Raw genomic sequence first — 20,064 nt, forward strand, 5'->3', positions numbered from 1 at the left:
GATGTAGATAACTTATCAAAACAGCTCTTTCGTGGTTCGTTTTGACTGAACCCCTTGGAACTGGAGCGCATTCTAGACATTTCTCGCTGGGCGTCAACCCTTTTTTGTAATAACTTTGAAATAAACGTTTGTTCGCTTATTTATCGAACAATTTAGCTAATATACGCGCTAGCTTCGCTAATTTTATTGATACGGTCTGCTTTAATCGCCTCATTATCGCTATATTGATCAACAAGCAATATCCTACTTTTTATACCAGCACGCTCAGCAGCCTGCATATCTGATACTTTATCACCAATAAAAATACTCTTTGCCAAATCAATGTCATGCTTTTTAGCAGCTGATAAAATCATACCAGGTTCTGGTTTTCTACAATCACAGGCCACCTTGTATTCACCAACGCCTTTATCTGGATGATGAGGGCAATGATAGACATCTGCAATTACGATCCCTTTCGATTTAAATTGCTTTACCATCCACAGAGTCAGTTGATTAAATTGCTCAACAGTATATTTGCCTCTAGCAATACCCGATTGGTTAGTAATGACAAATATTTCATAACCTTTATTGTGCGCATCCAAACAAACAGTAAAGATATCTTCGACAAATTCAAATGCTTCTTTTTTATAAACGTAACCATGGTCAACATTGATAATGCCGTCCCTGTCTAAAAACAGTGCTTTTTTCATAGTTAATTTCTTTTGACTCAGCGGCTAATGATAGGTTTTTTGATAGATTAATTAATTAAGCCATCGCTCTTAAATATTTTGCTGCACGAATTAACAAATGATTTGCAGCATAGATATCTAAGAACGACATTTTGCTCAATATCTGCTGTTAATAAACAGCAGATAATTGTTACATGCAAAGACCGCCATCAATTTCTACGACACGGCCGGTAAAAAACTCATTTTCAAAAATATACTTTACGGTGTGAGCAATTTCATCTGCTTCACCTAAGCGGCCAACAGGTTTCATTTTTTCTAAACGGTCACGCATTTCTGGTTTCATCGCATCAGTCATTGCGGTGCGAATAACACCAGGGGCAATAGCACCAACGCGAATACCATGACGCCCTAACTCGCGCGCCCAAGTAACGGTCATCGCGACAACACCCGCTTTAGATGCAGCATAATTGGTTTGTCCCATATTACCGGCTCTTGCGATGGACGACATATTAATAATGACACCTTTACGTTTACCTTCAATCATGTGAACAGCAGCTTCGCGACCACATAAGAAAACACCCGTTAAATTAACATCGATGACTGATTGAAACTGATCCAATGACATTTTCTTAGCAACGACTCCATCTTTAGCTTTAACGAACATACCGTCACGTAAAATGCCGGCATTGTTAATTAAGCCGTCGATACCCGAAAAATCATCATTAATCTGGCTAAAAATAGCTTCTACTTCACTTTCATTGGTGACGTTGGCTAAATAATACTTTGCCGATGAACCTGCTGCTTCAATAAGTTTTACTGTTTCTTGTAGTAACGTTTCATTTAAATCGATTAACGCTAATTTAGCACCATTCGTTGCTAAGCTAATAGCCATAGAACGTCCTAGGCCTTGTCCACCGCCGGTGATGACGATAACTTTATCATTCAAATCCATTGTTTTTCCTTTATCTCTATTATATTTTTTCGTTGATAGCGCTAAAAAACCAATCAACTAATTTATGGTCAACATCACTAATATTTGAAAAAGCCCAATTTGGATTTTTGTCTTTATCGACTAATAATGCCCTAATACCTTCGCGAGCTTCAGTATACTGACAACAACGAAGGATTAAATTTAACTCTGAAGTAAAACATTCACTCAAACTTAGCGTTTTAGTCGTTTGTAACTGCCTATATATAATACAAGCACTCAATGGGCTACCCGCCAGTAATTTGTTTTTTGCCTTATTCAGCCAATTATTGTCTGTTTGTACATTTAAAATCGCTGTGTGTATATCAGCAATATTATCGAAAGCTAATAATTTTGCTATAGCCACTTCATTGTTTTTTACCTCATTGGGTAAATGGTGTTCAAAACGGTTCGAAAACTCGGTCAATGCTTGCTTTAGCAGAGAGTGATTTCGATTATTGTCTTGCCAGTCAACTGTTAGTAAGTGATCAAAAACACCATTTTTAGATGAACTATCAATAATATAATCCGACAAGCCAAGATAATTAGCATCTACGGCATTAAACACAGCACCGGTGATCCCTAAAAACAAACCAAGATCTTCTGGTGTTTTATTTAAAAACCAACTCGACCCTACATCAGGAAATAGCCCTATTGATACTTCTGGCATTGCCATCAAAGTGCGCTCTGTGGTTACACGATGACTGGCACCAGCAAATAAACCTATGCCGCCGCCCATGATATAACCATCTCCCCAGATCATAATGGGTTTATTAAAATTATGAATTAATTGGTCAAGTACATATTCTTCACTAAAAAATTCATTAGCGAAGCCTGATGTAATGACATCATCATCTATTGGTGTGTCTAGTTCGTGTAAATAGTGATACAGGCTAACAACATCTCCACCAGCACAAAACGCTTTTTCACCCGCGCCCTGTAAAATAACCATCGCGATATTGTCATCTTGCTGCCAAGACGACAGTTTTTTGGTTAACAGCTTAATCATCGAAAGATTTAATGCATTAAGCGATTTAGGCGCATTAAGTTCTGCTATAGCTATCAGTTTATTATTATTGCTGCTTAACTCTTTAAATATCACATCTGTCATTTAATTTAGCTCCGATTTTTTACGGGTTAATGTTCTCTTTGATAGCTATTTAAAGACTAGCATCAATCGCTACGACAGTTCGTCCGGTAACCGTGCCATCGACGTAAGCGTCAAATGCATTCCCTAAGTCTCGAAATTCAATGGTCGTAGGAGAAATCAGATCAAGTTTTGTTGGTTTTAAATCTGTTGCTAATCTTTTCCATCCTTGCGTGCGCACTGAAAGTGGCATTTCGACTGAGTTAATACCAAGTAGGCTCACGCCTCTTAATATAAAGGGCATAACAGTGGTCTCTAATTTGAAGCCACCGGCTAAACCAATTGAAGCAATATTTCCCCAAACATGAGTGGTGCGTGTTAACCAAGCTAACGTTTCACCGCCAACACTATCGACCGCCCCACCCCACTGTGCATTTTCTAGCGGTTTGCTGCCCATTTCAATATCATGACGACTAATAAGTTTAGCCGCACCGAGCGCTTTTAAATAATCTTCTTGTTCTGTTTTACCCGTAAAAGCAATCACTTCATAACCAATATTTGACAGCATATTAATAGCAAAACTACCAACACCACCGGTAGCGCCAGTGACGACAATAGGACCTCGCTCTGGAATTTGACCATTATCTTCCATACGCTGAATAGCAAGAGCGGCAGTATATCCTGCGGTACCGAGTGCCATCGCATCACGTAAACTCATGCCTGTTGGCAATGCCACGACTGAATCTGCTTTTACCCGCGCATACTCACTGTAACCACCATCATAGAGTTCAGATAATTGTGCGCCGCAAACCAGCACTTTATCGCCGGCTTCAAACCTGTCATCAACAGAGCTAACCACAACACCCGACAAATCAATACCGCCTACTAAGGGATAAGTACGTAAGATTCTTCCTTTCCCTGTGGCAGCTAGAGCATCTTTATAATTAATGTCTGAATAGGCGACTTTAATAACCACTTCACCTGCGGTTAAATCATCAATACCAACTTGCTCAAACCCACTGGTGATTTTTTTCTTATCACCCTCTTGTATTTGATGAATACGAAAAGCCGTAAATTTTTCTGGTACTTGCCTTAACTCCGTGATCAACGTTGACATAATTATTCCTATTCAATTATCTAAATAAAGGTGTATGAAGAATTAACATCAAAGCATAAGTAGTGCACAGGCACTACTTTACTCTAATCTAATAAACTGACTATCTACTAGTGTTACATATTGCGACGATATTGACCGCCTGCTTCAAATAACGAACTAACAATTTGCCCTAAAGAACAAACCTTACAAGCATCCATCATTAATTCAAAAATATTTTCATGATTAATGGCGGCTGTTTGTAAACGCTTAAGTAAGACTTCTACTTCTGCTGCATTAGCTTTGTTTAAACTCGCTAACATATCAATTTGATAAGTTTTTTCTTCTTCGGTAGCGCGAATAACTTCTTCAGGCACAATCGTTGGCGAGCCCGTTGAACTAAGGAAAGTATTTACACCTATAATAGGATATTCACCTGAGTGCTTTAAATGCTCGTAATACATACTTTCTTCTTGAATTTTACCACGCTGATACATAGTTTCCATGGCACCAAGTACACCACCACGTTCGTTAATACGATCAAATTCAGTTAATACCGCATCTTCAACTAAGTCAGTTAACTCTTCAATAATGAACGCGCCTTGAATAGGGTTTTCATTTTTAGAAAGTCCTAATTCACGGTTGATGATTAATTGAATCGCCATCGCACGACGAACACTGTCTTCGGTAGGCGTAGTAATAGCTTCATCATAAGCATTAGTATGCAAAGAGTTACAGTTATCGTTTATCGCATAAAGTGCTTGTAATGTGGTACGAATATCATTGAAATCAATTTCTTGAGCATGCAATGAACGACCTGATGTTTGAATATGATATTTCAACATTTGTGCACGAGCATTGGCACCATATTTATTCTTCATCGCTTTTGACCAAATACGACGAGCCACTCGGCCAATGACAGCGTATTCTGGGTCGATACCGTTTGAGAAGAAAAACGATAAGTTAGGACCAAATTCATTAATGTCCATACCGCGGCTTAAGTAATATTCAACAAAAGTAAAACCGTTTGCCAACGTTAACGCCAATTGAGTGATCGGATTCGCACCAGCTTCTGCTATATGATAGCCAGAAATAGACACTGAATAGAAATTACGCACACCTTTTTCAATAAAGTACTCTTGCACATCACCCATTAAACGTAGGGCAAATTCAGTGGAGAAAATACAGGTATTTTGCGCTTGATCTTCTTTTAAAATATCGGCTTGTACCGTGCCACGCACTAGCGTTAAGGTTTTAGCTTTTATCGCTTGATATACCGCTGGAGGTAAAACTTGATCGCCAGTAACACCAATTAACATCAAACCTAAACCGTCGTTGCCATCGGGTAATTCACCTTGATAGCTTGGACGTTCACAGCCTTTGTCTTTATAAATTTTAGCTATGGTTGCGGCTACTTCTTTTTCCAAACCATTTTCGGTAATAAAACGCTCACATTGTTGATCGATAGCGGTATTCAAGAAAAAACCTAACAACATCGGCGCAGGGCCATTAATGGTCATGGAAACTGACGTCATCGCATGGGCTAAGTCAAAACCAGAATACAGTTTCTTGGCATCATCTAAACAACAAATAGAAACGCCGGCATTACCTATTTTTCCATAAATATCAGGACGAATAGCTGGATCGTTACCGTATAGGGTCACTGAATCAAATGCTGTTGATAAGCGTTTAGCCGGCATACCTTTTGAAACATAATGAAAACGACGGTTGGTTCTTTCTGGGCCGCCTTCACCCGCGAACATACGTGTTGGGTCTTCGCCTTCACGCTTAAAGGGGAATAAACCAGCGGTATACGGAAATTCACCCGGTACATTTTCTTGTAAGTTCCACTTTAAGATATCGCCCCACCCCTGATATTTAGGCATACTAATTTTAGGGATATCGCTACCAGAAAGTGATTTTGAATGAGTGGCTATCGACAGTTCTTTGTCTCGTACTTTAAATTTAAATTCAGGGTCTTTATAACGCTGAACTTTAGTCGCCCATTGCTCGAGTAATAATTTGTTTTTAGGGTCTAAGTCTAATTCGACTTGAGTATAAAGCGCTTCAAGTTGCGTCACTAAATCAGCAGAAACCACCGTTTCAGTGTCTTTTGCCGTTTCAATCGCCTGATGAATACCATAAAGTTTTTGTGCAACCGTTGTTTGTTTTTCAACCCAAGCATCATAACCGCGATTACTTTCTGATATTTCAGATAAATAACGAATACGATTACCTGGGATCACGCTACTTTTATTGGCTAATGTGCCTTCGGTAGAGAGAATATCGCCAACAATTAAGCCCGCTTTAGTGTTTAATGCTGTGATCACCGCATTATATAATTCGGTCATACCACGGTCGTTAAATTGTGAAGCTATCGTGCCGTAAACGGGTACTTCATCATCACCGGCTTCAAACATGCCACGGTTACGTTTATATTGTTTTTTCACGTCACGCAAGGCATCTAAAGCGCCCCGTTTATCAAATTTATTGAGCGCAATAATATCAGCAAAATCGAGCATATCGATTTTTTCTAATTGTGTTGCCGCGCCGTACTCTGGCGTCATTACATATAAAGAAACATCGGAATGTTCTTCAATTTCGGTATCTGATTGACCAATACCCGAAGTTTCTAGAATAATTAAGTCGAAATCGGTCGCTTTTAAAATTTCTAAAGTGTCATTAACATAAACAGACAATGCCAAATTTGACTGACGTGTGGCTAACGAACGCATGTAAACGCGATCATTGTTTACCGCATTCATACGAATTCGGTCACCGAGTAATGCACCACCGGTTTTACGCTTAGACGGGTCAACCGAAACAATGGCAATTTTGCTGTCTGCTGTTGCCATTAAAAAGCGGCGAATTAATTCATCAACTAGCGAAGATTTACCTGCACCACCGGTACCGGTAATACCTAATACCGGTGTTTTACTTGCTGAAGCAATTTTACGAATTTTCTCTAAATCGGCTTTATTTTCTTTTGGCGCATTTTCAGCCGCTGAAATTAAACGCGCAATCGCTTGTTTGTCATTTTTCTTTAAATTAGCAACATCGTCTTTTTTAACATTGACGCCAGTTTTAAAATCACAGCGCTCTAACATGTCATCAATCATGCCTAATAAACCCAGTGCACGGCCGTCATCAGGAGAATAAATACGGGTAATACCATAATCTTGTAGCATTTTAATTTCGTCAGGTAGTATCACGCCACCGCCGCCGCCAACGATACGAATATGTTCACAACCTCGTTCTTTAAGTAAGTCGTACATATATTTAAAATATTCGTTATGCCCACCTTGATAAGAAGTCATCGCAATAGCATTAGCATCTTCTTGAATCGCGGTATTAACCACTTCTTCAACACTGCGGTCATGGCCCAAATGAATAACTTCAGCACCACTTGATTGTAAAATTCGGCGCATAATATTAATCGCAGCATCGTGCCCATCAAAAAGTGATGCGGCAGTGACAATTCTAATTTTATTCTTGAGTTGGTATCTTTCAGTTGTCATTTTGAATTCTCTTTTATTAACTTACTCACCATTATAGGTGTAATATTTGTAGGTGTAATTTTTGGTGCTGAATTGCTATTTAAATTTTTTATTAATAATATTAAATCATAAAGAAAATGGTATTAACATTGATTTTATTGCTAATTTGATGGACTATCTTGTTATGGAATAAAAACGCGTAGCTTATTAATTATGCTTCAACAATCAAAGTCAGCAAAGCCGATAAAAACAGCAACTATCATTGATGATATTCGTTTACTTATTCCCGTTTTTTTATTGAAAAAATTGCAAGTTCATCCGCTAACCTCCAGTCTTTATCCATTATCGCTTGGGAAGCATTCAGATATTTCTTATCAAATAAATAAAAAAAACAGTGACCATCACAGCTTACTTTATTGTCAATCAACTAGCGCAACTCTAGACTATAAAAACAAAGTTAGAGAAGTTAAATCGGGCGATCTTGTTATTATACCAGCCAATGCGAGTTTTAAATTTACCGCCATTAACAGAGAAAATAACAGTGAAATTAAAAACAAGTCAGGAAAAGTCTATTGGTTAAATTTTAAAGGCGATCTCGCCAGTAATTTTGCCGAACGTTTATTAATGAAAATGGATGATGGCCTCGCACACGTCGGGAATGTAGATGAAGTGATCCGAGATTTTGACAATTTATTAGCGCTAGGTCGCCGCGGCTATACCGCTACTAATGTTATTCACGCGGTACATATTTTACAGCAAACCTTAAGCTTTTTAGCATTACAGTTGCGTTTAACTGACTTTAATAAAAGTTCTACTTTTGATATTGATGCGGTCGAACGTTTAATGCGCAATAATCTTCATCAAGAATTGAGTTTGGATACATTAGCGCATTACAGCCAGCTATCTAAATTTCATTTTTCAAAGAAGTTTAAAGAACTCACCGATACATCACCAATACAGCACTTTATTAATATGAAAATTCAACGCGCCTGCTCTGAGCTTGATAATAGCTCACAGACTATTAAAGATATTAGTGAGGGCTTGGGATATAGCGACCCTTACTATTTTTCACGCCTGTTTAAAAAATCGCTAGGAATGTCACCAAAGCAATATCGTGACTCTCGTCACAGTGCTTAAAAAAATAACTAGCAGTACGAGTATTAGCAATTTATTTAGCCAATAGCTAACTGTTGACCACAATAGCAAAGCGTTAACTATAGTAGTCTAATTTTACTCACCTTCATTTATAACGGCGTTGATGATACCTTTATCATATAATTGCTCGTTAAAAGTAAATAATCATTGCCTGCTATACTCAAGGTTACGCGATAACATCATCTATACTTAACTTTTAACCCGCTATTTAATACTCACCACTTAATATCACTTAATCTATGCTATTTAATTTCACTGACTTGTCTAGCGTTAAAAAGGAAATCAATATGGATATCAATACGGCAAAATCGGTTTTACAAAATACCTTTGGTTACGCTGACTTTCGACATCAACAAGCGAAAATAATTAGTGAATTAATCAGTGGCGCAGATGTTTTTACGCTTATGCCAACCGGTGGTGGAAAGTCATTATGTTATCAAATACCAGCGATAGTCCGTGATGGCGTAGGCATAGTGGTGTCGCCACTAATAGCGTTAATGAAAGATCAAGTTGATGCGCTAAAACTACAAGGCGTAAAAGCAGAGTTTTTAAATTCGTCGCAGGACCATGAAGAACAAAATCGTGTCGAGCAGCTAATAAGATCAGGCAATGTCGACTTATTGTACGTTGCGCCAGAGCGACTATTGAGTGATTATTTTCTAAACCTTATTGATAATATTACCATTGCACTCTTTGCCTTTGATGAAGCACATTGTGTTTCACAATGGGGTCACGATTTCAGACCTGAATACCAACAACTGTCCATTATCAGCCAGCGATATCCCCACACGCCTAAAATTGCCTTAACAGCGACAGCGGATATGAAAACGCGAGATGAAATTGTTCAAGTATTAAATTTAACGGCTGCTAAAATCTTTGTTCATAGTTTTGACAGACCCAATATTCAGTATCGGATCAGTGAACAAAAAAATAACAAAGAACAGCTCCTTAAATTTATCAATACCGAACATAACAATGATGCTGGTATCGTTTATTGTCTTTCAAGAAAATCTGTTGAGGCCACAGCTCAATGGCTGAGTGAACAAGGAAAAGTTGCTTTGCCTTATCATGCAGGTTTGGCCAATAATATTAAAGATAGCAATCAACAACGTTTTCTCAGAGAAGACGGCATCATAATTGTTGCCACCATTGCCTTTGGTATGGGTATTGATAAGCCCGATGTTAGGTTTGTTGCCCATTTAAATTTACCTAAAAGTATTGAGGCCTACTACCAAGAAACTGGCCGAGCAGGCCGTGATGGTATGCCCGCCAATACTTGGTTAGCGTATGGCATGCAAGATGTTATTAAGCTAAAACAAATGACAAGTCAAAGTACTGGTAATGAACAGTTCAAGTTTATAACTCAACGTAAAATTGATGCCCTGCTTGGTTATTGCGAAGTGTGCTCTTGCCGCCGGCAAGTATTACTCAATTATTTTGGTGAAACGTTAGCTGAGCCTTGTGGGAATTGTGATAACTGTTTGAATCCCCCCATAACATGGGATGGCACTGCTGCCGCTAGAAAAGCACTTTCAACGGTTTATCGAACGGGCCAAAGATTTGGCGTAGGCCATCAAATTGATGTCTTGCTAGGTAAGCAAACCCCTAAAGTTATCCAGGTCAACCACCAACAACTTTCTACCTATGGTATTGGTAAAGAGCACAAAGCAGAGGAATGGCAAACGGTGTTTAGGCAACTCATTTCAATGGGATATTTAGCTGTAGAAATGGAATATGGCGCTTTAAAACTTACTGAAAAATCTCGACCTTTATTAAAAGGCGAACTGACCATACAACTCAAAGTAAAAGAATACGGTAAGGCGAAGCTTGCGCGAAAATCAAAACAACCTAATGCCAGCAATTTATCAGCACAAGAAGAAAGCGTATTTGAAAAGCTCAAGCAACAAAGAGCATTATGGGCAAAAGAGAGAAATGTACCATCATTCGTTATTTTTCATGACGCTACCTTAATGGATATAGCCAGAGCTAATCCCAAAAACTCAACGCAACTATTAAACGTTAATGGTATAGGTAAAACAAAACTTGAGCTTTATGGTGAAAAAATTATCGCACTACTCCACTAGCTAAAACCCTTGTCTTTGTTCAAAATACCTCTGTGCAATCAATTGAGCATTAATAAAAAAGCCGCAATGACTTAACATAGCGGCTTTAAAAATTTAATTTTTATCAGCATTACCTGAAAATAACAGCGAACTTAATGGTCTAAAACATTTCAACCGCAATCGCTGTAGCTTCACCACCACCAATACAAAGAGAGGCTAAACCTTTTGATAAACCTTTGTTTTTCAATGCATGGATTAACGTTACCATAATACGAGCACCACTAGCACCTAAAGGATGACCCAGTGCACAAGCGCCACCATTGACATTGACTTTTTCAACATCTAAGGCTAATTCTTTAATCGCTAACATGGTAACCATGGCAAATGCTTCATTAATTTCCCATAGATCAACATCTGCAGCCGTCCAGTTTGCTTTTGCTAAAACTTTATTCATTGCGCCAACGGGTGCTACCGTAAATTCTTCAGGTTTTTGTGCATGCGTTGCATGAGCAACAATTTTACATAAAGGGCGTAGACCACGTTTTTCTGCTTCTGACTGTTTCATCATCACTAATGCCGCAGCACCATCTGAAATAGAGCTAGAGTTTGCAGCCGTAATAGTCCCGTCTCTTTTAAAAGCGGCACGTAATGAAGGTATTTTATCAGGGCGGGCATTACCCGGCTGTTCATCTATTGCAAAGACAGAGTCGCCACGACGAGATTTAATCGTTACTGGCGATATTTCATTTTCGAAAGCACCAGCAGCAATCGCTGCATTGGCACGTGCTAATGAGCGAATAGCATATTCATCCATGTCTTCACGAGTAAACCCAGCATCATCGGCAGTTTCTTGTGCGAAACACCCCATAGCTATACCATCATAGGCATTTTCTAAACCATCAGTCATCATATGATCAAGAATTTGACCATGTCCCATTTTTATACCACTGCGACCTTTAGGTAAAAGGTGCGGTGCATTAGTCATGCTTTCCATACCACCGGCAACAGCAACATTAATAGAGCCAGCCATCAGTGAGTCATGTGCTTGCATTGCTGCTTTCATTCCAGAGCCACAGACTTTATTAATGGTGGTACAAACTGTTGATAATGCCAAATCAGCCGCCAAAGCTGCTTGACGAGCAGGCGCTTGTTTTAAACCTGCAGGCAATACACACCCCATGATTACTTCATCAACTTGATCGTTAGCAATATTTGCCGCAGCAAGTGCGCCGCGTATAGCCGTTGCGCCTAAGTCAGGTGAAGTTACAGCAGATAATCCGCCCATAAAACCACCCATAGGGGTTCTAGACGCTGAAACAATAACAATAGGATCTGTAGTAGACATGAAAGCTCTCCGAGATAAAAATAAAAAGGGATAAATTAATGATTAACACCATAACTTATATTTGACGTTTACGCCAACGTAAACTTTAATAGTAAGGACACAATTATAGCCAATTTATATAGTAACGATTTTAACTGAGCGGGTAAATTATTGACGGGATATTTATTAGCAGCTTGATGAAAAAAGCTCTTACTTTACGTTAACGTAAACTTCCTGTAAGGTGAGTGCATAACATAAATGTAGAGTTTTTCATGGCAGAATTAAAAGCACGGACTTTTTCAATCAGCGATCTTTCTAAAGAGTTCGATATTACGACTCGCAGTATTCGTTTTTACGAAGATCAAGGCTTGCTTGCCCCGACTCGCAAAGGACAAACTCGAATTTATAACCAAAGAGATAAAGTTCGACTAAAGTTAATTTTACGCGGTAAACGCTTGGGGTTTTCATTAGCCGAAACAGGTCGCATCTTTGAATTATACGATTTAGACAATACCAGCGCCAGCCAATTAAAACTGATGATGGATATTATTGAACAAAAAAAATCAGACTTACATCAACAACTCGACGATATAAAAGTGGTGTTGATGGAATTAACAAATTTAGAAGAAAGCTGTTTAGCTACTTTATCAGCTATCGACAATACAAAAACCTAACGCATAACTTTACGTAGCTAACTAAGCTAAGGAAATAACATGATTTCTACTTTTTCATCATTAAACTTTAATCTAGGCGAAACCGTTGAGATGATCCGCGAGTCAGTTAACGCTTTCTCTCGTGACGAAATTGCTCCACGTGCCGCACAAATAGATATTGATAACGAATTCCCAAATGATTTATGGCGCAAATTTGGTGATTTAGGCTTATTAGGCATGACCGTTGACGAAGAATATGGCGGTTCAGGCTTAGGCTATTTAGAACATATGGTGGCAATGCAAGAAATTTCACGTGCGTCTGCTTCTGTTGGTCTAAGTTACGGTGCTATGTCTAACCTTTGTTTAAATCAATTAAACAAAAACGGTTCGCATGAACAAAAAGCTAAATATTTACCAAAACTTTGTAGCGGTGAGCATATTGGCGCATTAGCGATGAGTGAACCTAATGCAGGTTCTGATGTAGTCAGCATGAAATTGCGCGCCGACAAAAAAGGCGACAAGTATATTTTAAATGGCAACAAAATGTGGATCACCAATGGTCCTGATGCCAACGTTTATGTTATTTACGCAAAGACTGATACTTCAGCGGGTTCAAAAGGCATTACTGCTTTTATCGTTGAGCGTGATTACCCAGGTTTTTCTCGTCATCAAAAATTAGACAAATTAGGTATGCGCGGTTCAAACACCTGTGAATTAGTTTTCCAAGACTGTGAAGTACCAGCAGAAAACATTTTAGGTGAAGAAGGTAAAGGCGTTCGAGTCTTAATGTCTGGCCTTGATTACGAGCGTATCGTATTAACCGGTGGACCTTTAGGTATTATGGATGCGTGTATGGACTTAGTTGTTCCTTATATTCATGACCGCAAACAGTTCGGTCAATCCATTGGTGAGTTCCAATTGATCCAAGGTAAAATTGCCGATATGTACACCCAAATGAATGCGGCTAAATCTTATGCTTATTTATGTGCACAAGCGGCCGACAGAGGTGAAACCACACGTAAAGATGCGGCCGGTGTTATCTTAGTTGCTGCAGAACTTGCGACAAAAATGGCCTTAGATGCTATTCAATTACTTGGCGGAAATGGTTACATCAATGAATTTCCAGCAGGTCGTTTGTTACGTGATGCTAAATTATATGAAATTGGCGCAGGTACTTCAGAAATTCGTCGTATGCTAATAGGTCGAGAGTTATTCGCCGAGTCTATATAAGGTTATAACTTGCTACAGCCTCTCGATTTAGAGAGGCTGATGAGAGCCACACTGCTCTTGTTTAGCGCGTAACATTAAAGCTAATGTTCTTACTGATAAAATTCCATAATAAAGGCAAATATCGTGGCTAAAATAATTTCAAAAATCAATGTACGCAGCCCAGAATTCATTGAAAACGCTGCTCATATGCAAGTTCAAGTAGACGATTTAAAAGTAAAGCTTGAGCAAATAAAATTAGGTGGCGGACAGCGCAGCCGTGATCGTCATTTATCTCGCGGTAAATTATTACCACGCGATCGCGTTAATGCCCTACTTGATGCTGGCTCACCATTTTTAGAATTATCTCAACTAGCCGCTTATGAAGTTTATGAAGCAGATGTTCCCGCTGCTGGTATTATCACCGGCATTGGCCGAGTTGGTGGACAAGAGTGTGTTATTGTCGCTAACGACGCTACCGTAAAAGGCGGAACCTATTTTCCGCTAACGGTAAAAAAACATCTTCGCGCACAAACGATTGCCCAAGAAAACAACTTACCCTGTATTTATTTAGTCGACTCTGGTGGCGCTAACTTGCCTAACCAAGACGAGGTTTTCCCTGATAGAGAACACTTTGGTCGCATATTCTTTAATCAAGCAAATATGTCAGCACAAGCCATACCGCAAATTGCTGTTGTTATGGGCTCTTGTACTGCAGGTGGCGCTTATGTACCCGCAATGGCCGATGAATCTATTATTGTTAAAGAACAAGGCACTATATTTTTAGCTGGACCGCCGTTAGTTAAAGCCGCGACTGGCGAAGTCGTTAGTGCTGAAGACTTAGGTGGCGCAGACATACATTGTCGTACCTCTGGTGTCGCCGATCATTACGCACAAAATGATCATCACGCTTTAGAAATTGCCCGCAGTATCGTTGGTAATTTAAATCGTGTTAAACCGGTAACCATGAATATTCAACCTATTGTTGAGCCCGCTTACGACGCACAAGAAATATACGGTGTGGTACCCAAAGATGCCCGCCAACCTTTTGATATTCGTGAAATTATCGCCCGTGTCGTTGATGGTAGTAATTTTGATGAATTTAAAGCCCTTTATGGCACGACTTTAGTCTGTGGTTTTGCACGGATATTTGGCTACCCCGTAGGCATTATCGCCAATAACGGCATTCTCTTTGGCGAATCAGCTCAAAAAGGTGCTCATTTTATTGAATTATGTGCACAACGAAAAATTCCTTTAGTCTTCTTACAAAACATCACCGGATTTATGGTCGGTAAGCAATACGAAGCAGGCGGTATAGCTAAGCATGGTGCAAAAATGGTCACCGCCGTTGCCACGGCACAAGTCCCCAAATTTACCGTGCTAATTGGTGGTAGTTTCGGCGCAGGTAACTATGGTATGTGTGGTCGTGCTTACGATCCACGCTTCTTATTTATGTGGCCAAATGCCCGTATTTCAGTGATGGGCGGTGAACAAGCGGCTGGCGTTTTAGCACAAGTTAAACGTGACCAAAAAGACAAACTCGGTGAACCGTGGAGCGAGCAAGAAGAAGCTGACTTTAAACAACCGATTATTGATACTTATGAGCATCAAGGCCACCCTTACTATGCTTCAGCTCGCTTATGGGATGATGGTATTATTGACCCTGCTGATACTCGTCAAATATTAGGTTTAGCCATTTCTGCTTCGTTGAATAAACCTATTGAGGATACCAAATTTGGTATCTTTAGAATGTAGGGCTGAACAAGATGACACCATTAAAAGAGATCAATACCGGTCAAGTATTATTTAACGTAGACCGTTACGGGGTAGCAACAGTTACCTTAAATAATCCTGACAAGCACAATGCTTTTGACGACAAAATTATCGCCCAATTAACGATGATATTTATCGAAATAGCCCAACGCGACGATATTCACCTGATGATACTCGCATCGACTGGCAAAAGTTTTTCTGCTGGGGCTGACTTAGCGTGGATGAAGCGCATGGCCAGTTACTCATATGAAGAAAACTTACGTGATGCTAACGCGCTTGCTCAGATGTTACATGCACTTAATTTTCTACCGCAAACCACTATTGCACAAATACAAGGTGCTGCTTTTGGCGGCGCAGTGGGTTTAGCCAGTTGTTGTGACATTGTTATCGCCAGCAATAAAGCCAGCTTTTGTCTCAGTGAAGTTAAATTAGGTTTAATTCCTGCGACCATCAGCCCTTATGTCGTCAATGCTATTGGCCAAAAAGCCAGTCGTCGATACTTTCAAACGGCAGAACGTTTCTTTGCAGACAAAGCGCAACAGTTAGGCTTAGTTGATGAGATTGTTTCGTTAGAAGCGTTAGAAAGCACCGTTATTGATATGGTGAGTACAATATTGAGCAACGGCCCGAAAGCCGTTCGTCAAGCAAAACAACTTGCTTTAGATGTCGCTTATCAAGAAATTAATCTTGAATTACTTAGCATGACCAGTGAACGCATCGCATCAATTCGCGTTTCTGCAGAAGGCCAAGAAGGCTTAACTGCTTTTTTTGAAAAACGACCAGCAAGCTGGCAAAAAGAACCGACGAGTGAAGGATAAAAACATGTCTCAACTAACAACTAAAACAGCTAAAATGTTTACTAAAATTCTTATTGCCAACCGTGGTGAAATCGCCTGTCGCGTAATTAAAACTGCTCGTAAAATGGGTATTTTAACCGTTGCCGTATATTCTGATGCTGATGCTGACTCGCTTCATGTCAACATGGCTGATGAAGCCATTTACCTTGGTCCATCGCCCTCTCGCGAAAGCTATTTATTATCAGAGAAAGTGATTGAAGCAGCAAAACGTACTGGCGCTCAAGCCATTCACCCTGGTTATGGTTTTCTCTCAGAAAATGCTGACTTTTGTCGTCGATGTAGCGATGAAAACATCGTTTTTATTGGTCCGCCCGTTGCGGCCATTGAAGCGATGGGGTCAAAGTCTGCCGCTAAAAACATTATGGAAAAAGCCAATGTTCCCTTAGTCCCTGGTTATCATGGTGATGATCAATCCGAAGCCATCATTAAAAAAGCGGCTGACGATATGGGCTATCCGGTATTGTTAAAAGCTACCGCCGGTGGTGGTGGTAAAGGCATGCGACAAGTGTGGAGCGAAGCTGAGTTTAGTGAAGGTTTTGCTGCCGCTAAACGTGAAGCAATGTCATCCTTTGGTGATGATAGAATGCTGGTTGAAAAGTATCTAACACAACCTCGCCATGTTGAAATTCAAGTATTTTGTGATAATCATCAACATGCCGTTTACTTATTTGAACGTGATTGTTCAGTGCAACGCCGTCATCAAAAAGTTATTGAAGAAGCGCCAGCCTTTAAAATGAGTGAAAAGCTACGTAAAGCGATGGGCGAATCTGCGATAAAATCTGCCCAGGCTATTGGTTATCAAGGCGCAGGCACGGTAGAATTTTTACTGGATGTTGACGGTTCATTCTACTTTATGGAAATGAACACTCGCTTACAAGTAGAGCACCCGGTGACTGAAATGATCAGTGGCCAAGATCTAGTCGAATGGCAATTAAGAGTTGCTGCTGGTGAAGTTTTACCAAAAGCACAAGAACAGTTAGTCATTAATGGCCACTCTTTTGAAGCGCGAATTTACGCTGAAGACCCAAATAATGATTTTTTACCCGCAACGGGCACGCTAGATTTTTTACAACCGCCAGCAGAAAGCGCACATGTTCGTGTTGATACCGGTGTTCGTCAAGGTGATGAGGTGAGTGTATTTTACGATCCTATGATAGCCAAGCTAATTGTCTGGGATGAAAATCGTGAAAAAGCACTGCAACGCTTAACAAAAGCCTTGTCGGAATATCGTATTAAAGGTGTTACCACCAATATTGATTTTCTTTATAACTTAGCGACATCAAAACCGTTTATTAATGAAGAAATAGATACCAGCTTTATCGAGAAATACGACAGTGAAATATTTCATGATAACAAACAAGCGTTAGCCGACGAATTACCGATGGCAGCTTTGTATTTAGTGCTTTCACTGGCTGAACAAGCGAAACAAAAAGCAGCAACGACCAAAGATCCTTTTTCTCCTTGGAATAATACCTCGGCGTGGCGCTCTAACGAAGCGCATAATCACCGAGTAGTTCTTGCTCATAATGATATTGAATATCCAGTGACTGTTGAACAGAAACGTCAAGGTAATCGTAGTTACTATTTAATTTCAGTTGCAGGACGAACAGTTGATTGCCAAGGTCGAATTGCCGGTGACACACTCCATGTCAGTATTGATGGCTATCGCAGTCAAGCCACTATCGCCCACAACATTGACAGTTCAGGTGATCAAATTAGCTTATATCGTCAAAATGGCGTTTTTAACTTTATTCATATTAAACCTGATTGTGGTGACAACAATGCTGATGATAATCATGGCGGCCTATTAGCACCGATGAACGGTACTATGGTCAGCGTGTTAGTCAAAGCCGGCGATAGTGTGACTAAGGACCAACCCTTAATGATCATGGAAGCGATGAAAATGGAGCACACCATTCGAGCACCTGAAGACGGTACCATTGATACCTTATTCTACGCCGAAGGTGACATGGTTGATGGCGGCAGCGAATTACTTGCTTTTACGCCACAGGAATCATAATGAGCTCCCTTGCTAATAATACCTTACCTAAAAAAGTAAAAATCGTTGAGGTTGGCCCGCGTGATGGCCTACAAAATGAAAAACAACAAATCAGTGCCGAAGATAAAATTGCCTTAATTAATCTGCTCAGTGATGCCGGAGTCACTTACATTGAGAGTGGCAGCTTTGTTTCTCCGAAATGGGTGCCTCAAATGGCAACATCGACTGATGTTTTCAATGGAATAGCACGTAAAAAAGGGGTCACTTACGCTGCCCTCACGCCAAATATGAAAGGTTTTGAAGCGGCTGTAGCGGTTAATGCCAGCGAAGTTGCCATTTTTGGCGCGGCCTCTGAAGCGTTTAGTCAAAAAAACATTAACTGTTCAATTGCTGAAAGCCTTGAGCGATTTGAACCGATAATGGCTGCAGCCAAAAAATTAAACATTCCGGTACGAGGCTATGTTTCTTGTGTTGTCGGTTGTCCTTACGAGGGTGAAGTATCACCAGAAAAAGTGGCTGAAGTGGCTGAAAAACTTTACCAAATGGGCTGTTATGAAATATCGCTTGGCGATACGGTTGGTGTAGGCACACCTGTTAATGTACAGAAGATGTTACAAGCGGTTAGTGCCCGTGTACCTAAGGCTAAACTAGCGGTTCATTTTCATGATACCTATGGTCAGGCGTTAACTAACATTTACACCGCTTTACAAAATGGTATTGCCGTTATTGATAGTGCCATTGCTGGATCGGGTGGTTGCCCTTATGCTAAGGGCGCTTCAGGTAATGTTGCCACTGAAGATGTGGTTTATTTACTCAATGGTTTAGGTATTAATAGCGGTATTAATTTAGATAAATTAGTCCATGCCGGTTGGTTTATCAGTGATAAATTAGGTAAAACCCCGGCATCTAAAGTTTCTAATGCCTACCGTGCACAGTAATAAATATAATAATAAATGACGATGTATGATAAATACTCTATAGAAATAAATGTAATGAGGATTAAATAATGGCCGGATTTGACAAAGTAGTAGCAAGCTATGAAGAAGCGATGGCAGGACTTGAAGACGGCATGACCGTTATCTCGGGTGGCTTTGGTTTATGTGGTATCCCAGAAAATCTAATTAGTGAAATAAAGCGCAAAGGCACTAAAGCATTAACGATGGTTTCAAATAACTGTGGTGTCGATGATTTCGGTTTAGGTGTGTTACTGCAAGACCGTCAAATCAAAAAAATTGTTGCATCATATGTTGGTGAAAACGCTGAATTTGAACGTCAAATGATGAATGGTGAATTAGAAGTAGAACTCACACCACAAGGCACTTTAGCTGAAAAAATGCGAGCTGGTGGTGCTGGTATACCTGCTTTTTTTACGGCAACAGGTTATGGAACACCGGTAGCAGAAGGTAAAGAAGAGCGTGAAATAGACGGTAGAATGTATATCCTTGAGCCCGCAATTAAAGGTGACTTTGCAATTGTTAAAGCCTGGAAAGCCGACCGTTACGGTAATTTGGTTTTTAGAAAAACAGCACGTAACTTTAATCCTATGGCAGCAACGGCAGGCAAAATTACCGTCGTTGAAGTTGAAGAGATAGTTGAACCTGGCGAGCTAGACCCAGACCAAATCCATACACCAGGTATCTATGTTAATCGATTGATTTTAGGTACATTTGAAAAACGCATTGAACAACGAACTGTTCGTACTGCTCAGTCATAAATAATTCC

General features: G+C 39.9%; 15 protein-coding genes. 9 read left to right on the forward strand and 6 right to left on the reverse strand.

Annotation, left to right across the window (positions count from 1 at the left end; genetic code table 11):
- Positions 1 to 152: 152 nt before the first annotated feature.
- From gmhB to H4J62_RS17355, 5 genes are all read right to left on the reverse strand, one after another.
- Positions 153 to 689, reverse strand: a complete 537-nt coding sequence (gene gmhB / locus H4J62_RS17335) for a D-glycero-beta-D-manno-heptose 1,7-bisphosphate 7-phosphatase (protein ID WP_182217466.1) — start codon at positions 687 to 689, stop codon at positions 153 to 155.
- A gap of 169 nt (positions 690 to 858) precedes the next feature.
- Positions 859 to 1,620: an SDR family oxidoreductase gene (locus tag H4J62_RS17340; RefSeq protein ID WP_182217464.1), complete on the reverse strand. Its 762-nt coding sequence runs from the start codon at positions 1,618 to 1,620 to the stop codon at positions 859 to 861.
- 19 nt (positions 1,621 to 1,639) lie between these two features.
- Positions 1,640 to 2,746: an enoyl-CoA hydratase/isomerase family protein gene (locus H4J62_RS17345; RefSeq protein ID WP_182217462.1), complete on the reverse strand. Its 1,107-nt coding sequence runs from the start codon at positions 2,744 to 2,746 to the stop codon at positions 1,640 to 1,642.
- 49 nt (positions 2,747 to 2,795) lie between these two features.
- Positions 2,796 to 3,839: an oxidoreductase gene (locus H4J62_RS17350; RefSeq protein ID WP_182217460.1), complete on the reverse strand. Its 1,044-nt coding sequence runs from the start codon at positions 3,837 to 3,839 to the stop codon at positions 2,796 to 2,798.
- Between the two features lie 113 nt (positions 3,840 to 3,952).
- The gene (locus H4J62_RS17355; RefSeq protein ID WP_182217459.1) at positions 3,953 to 7,333 is read right to left on the reverse strand and encodes a methylmalonyl-CoA mutase family protein; all 3,381 of its coding nucleotides are present in this window, start codon (positions 7,331 to 7,333) and stop codon (positions 3,953 to 3,955) included.
- Between the two features lie 192 nt (positions 7,334 to 7,525).
- Between H4J62_RS17355 and H4J62_RS17360 the strand changes: the two genes are divergently transcribed.
- Together H4J62_RS17360 and recQ are read left to right on the forward strand one after the other, a co-directional pair.
- Positions 7,526 to 8,449, forward strand: a complete 924-nt coding sequence (locus tag H4J62_RS17360) for an AraC family transcriptional regulator (protein WP_182217457.1) — start codon at positions 7,526 to 7,528, stop codon at positions 8,447 to 8,449.
- A gap of 305 nt (positions 8,450 to 8,754) precedes the next feature.
- On the forward strand, positions 8,755 to 10,551 hold the full coding sequence (recQ, locus tag H4J62_RS17365; RefSeq protein WP_182217455.1) for a DNA helicase RecQ: 1,797 nt from the start codon (positions 8,755 to 8,757) through the stop codon (positions 10,549 to 10,551).
- A 139-nt stretch (positions 10,552 to 10,690) separates the two neighbouring features.
- Here the strand turns inward: recQ and H4J62_RS17370 are convergent, their stop codons facing one another.
- The gene (locus H4J62_RS17370) at positions 10,691 to 11,875 is read right to left on the reverse strand and encodes an acetyl-CoA C-acyltransferase (RefSeq protein ID WP_182217453.1); all 1,185 of its coding nucleotides are present in this window, start codon (positions 11,873 to 11,875) and stop codon (positions 10,691 to 10,693) included.
- Positions 11,876 to 12,126: 251 nt separating this feature from the next.
- Here H4J62_RS17370 and H4J62_RS17375 point away from each other — a divergent pair, with 251 nt between their 5' ends.
- The 7 genes from H4J62_RS17375 (at position 12,127) to H4J62_RS17405 (ending at position 20,056) form a co-directional block, all read left to right on the forward strand.
- Positions 12,127 to 12,528, forward strand: a complete 402-nt coding sequence (locus tag H4J62_RS17375; RefSeq protein ID WP_070376356.1) for a MerR family DNA-binding transcriptional regulator — start codon at positions 12,127 to 12,129, stop codon at positions 12,526 to 12,528.
- A 39-nt stretch (positions 12,529 to 12,567) separates the two neighbouring features.
- Entirely contained in the window at positions 12,568 to 13,737 is a 1,170-nt protein-coding gene (locus H4J62_RS17380; RefSeq protein WP_182217451.1) for an isovaleryl-CoA dehydrogenase, read from the forward strand.
- A gap of 123 nt (positions 13,738 to 13,860) precedes the next feature.
- Positions 13,861 to 15,468 (forward strand): carboxyl transferase domain-containing protein, encoded by a 1,608-nt coding sequence (locus H4J62_RS17385; protein WP_182217449.1) that lies wholly within the window; start codon positions 13,861 to 13,863, stop codon positions 15,466 to 15,468.
- A gap of 11 nt (positions 15,469 to 15,479) precedes the next feature.
- Entirely contained in the window at positions 15,480 to 16,304 is an 825-nt protein-coding gene (locus tag H4J62_RS17390; protein ID WP_182217447.1) for an enoyl-CoA hydratase/isomerase family protein, read from the forward strand.
- A gap of 34 nt (positions 16,305 to 16,338) precedes the next feature.
- Positions 16,339 to 18,363: an acetyl/propionyl/methylcrotonyl-CoA carboxylase subunit alpha gene (locus tag H4J62_RS17395; protein WP_182217470.1), complete on the forward strand. Its 2,025-nt coding sequence runs from the start codon at positions 16,339 to 16,341 to the stop codon at positions 18,361 to 18,363.
- Positions 18,363 to 19,280 (forward strand): hydroxymethylglutaryl-CoA lyase, encoded by a 918-nt coding sequence (locus tag H4J62_RS17400; RefSeq protein WP_182217445.1) that lies wholly within the window; start codon positions 18,363 to 18,365, stop codon positions 19,278 to 19,280. The genes H4J62_RS17395 and H4J62_RS17400 overlap by 1 nt, the downstream gene beginning before the upstream one ends.
- Positions 19,281 to 19,348: 68 nt before the next feature.
- Positions 19,349 to 20,056, forward strand: coding sequence for a CoA transferase subunit A (locus H4J62_RS17405; protein ID WP_182217443.1), 708 nt, complete (start codon positions 19,349 to 19,351; stop codon positions 20,054 to 20,056).
- Positions 20,057 to 20,064: the final 8 nt, after the last annotated feature.

The sequence above is a fragment of the Colwellia sp. BRX8-5 genome (assembly GCF_014077325.1).
Lineage (GTDB): Bacteria > Pseudomonadota > Gammaproteobacteria > Enterobacterales > Alteromonadaceae > Colwellia_A.

Excerpts from the sequence above, each read along its gene's own strand:
- gmhB (WP_182217466.1), bottom strand. The coding sequence starts at position 689 with ATGAAAAAAGCACTGTTTTTAGACAGGGACGGCATTATCAATGTTGAC.
- H4J62_RS17340 (WP_182217464.1), bottom strand. The coding sequence starts at position 1,620 with ATGGATTTGAATGATAAAGTTATCGTCATCACCGGCGGTGGACAAGGC.
- H4J62_RS17345 (WP_182217462.1), bottom strand. The coding sequence starts at position 2,746 with ATGACAGATGTGATATTTAAAGAGTTAAGCAGCAATAATAATAAACTG.
- H4J62_RS17350 (WP_182217460.1), bottom strand. The coding sequence starts at position 3,839 with ATGTCAACGTTGATCACGGAGTTAAGGCAAGTACCAGAAAAATTTACG.
- H4J62_RS17355 (WP_182217459.1), bottom strand. The coding sequence starts at position 7,333 with ATGACAACTGAAAGATACCAACTCAAGAATAAAATTAGAATTGTCACT.
- H4J62_RS17360 (WP_182217457.1), top strand. The coding sequence starts at position 7,526 with ATGCTTCAACAATCAAAGTCAGCAAAGCCGATAAAAACAGCAACTATC.
- recQ (WP_182217455.1), top strand. The coding sequence starts at position 8,755 with ATGGATATCAATACGGCAAAATCGGTTTTACAAAATACCTTTGGTTAC.
- H4J62_RS17370 (WP_182217453.1), bottom strand. The coding sequence starts at position 11,875 with ATGTCTACTACAGATCCTATTGTTATTGTTTCAGCGTCTAGAACCCCT.
- H4J62_RS17375 (WP_070376356.1), top strand. The coding sequence starts at position 12,127 with ATGGCAGAATTAAAAGCACGGACTTTTTCAATCAGCGATCTTTCTAAA.
- H4J62_RS17380 (WP_182217451.1), top strand. The coding sequence starts at position 12,568 with ATGATTTCTACTTTTTCATCATTAAACTTTAATCTAGGCGAAACCGTT.
- H4J62_RS17390 (WP_182217447.1), top strand. The coding sequence starts at position 15,480 with ATGACACCATTAAAAGAGATCAATACCGGTCAAGTATTATTTAACGTA.
- H4J62_RS17395 (WP_182217470.1), top strand. The coding sequence starts at position 16,339 with ATGTTTACTAAAATTCTTATTGCCAACCGTGGTGAAATCGCCTGTCGC.
- H4J62_RS17400 (WP_182217445.1), top strand. The coding sequence starts at position 18,363 with ATGAGCTCCCTTGCTAATAATACCTTACCTAAAAAAGTAAAAATCGTT.
- H4J62_RS17405 (WP_182217443.1), top strand. The coding sequence starts at position 19,349 with ATGGCCGGATTTGACAAAGTAGTAGCAAGCTATGAAGAAGCGATGGCA.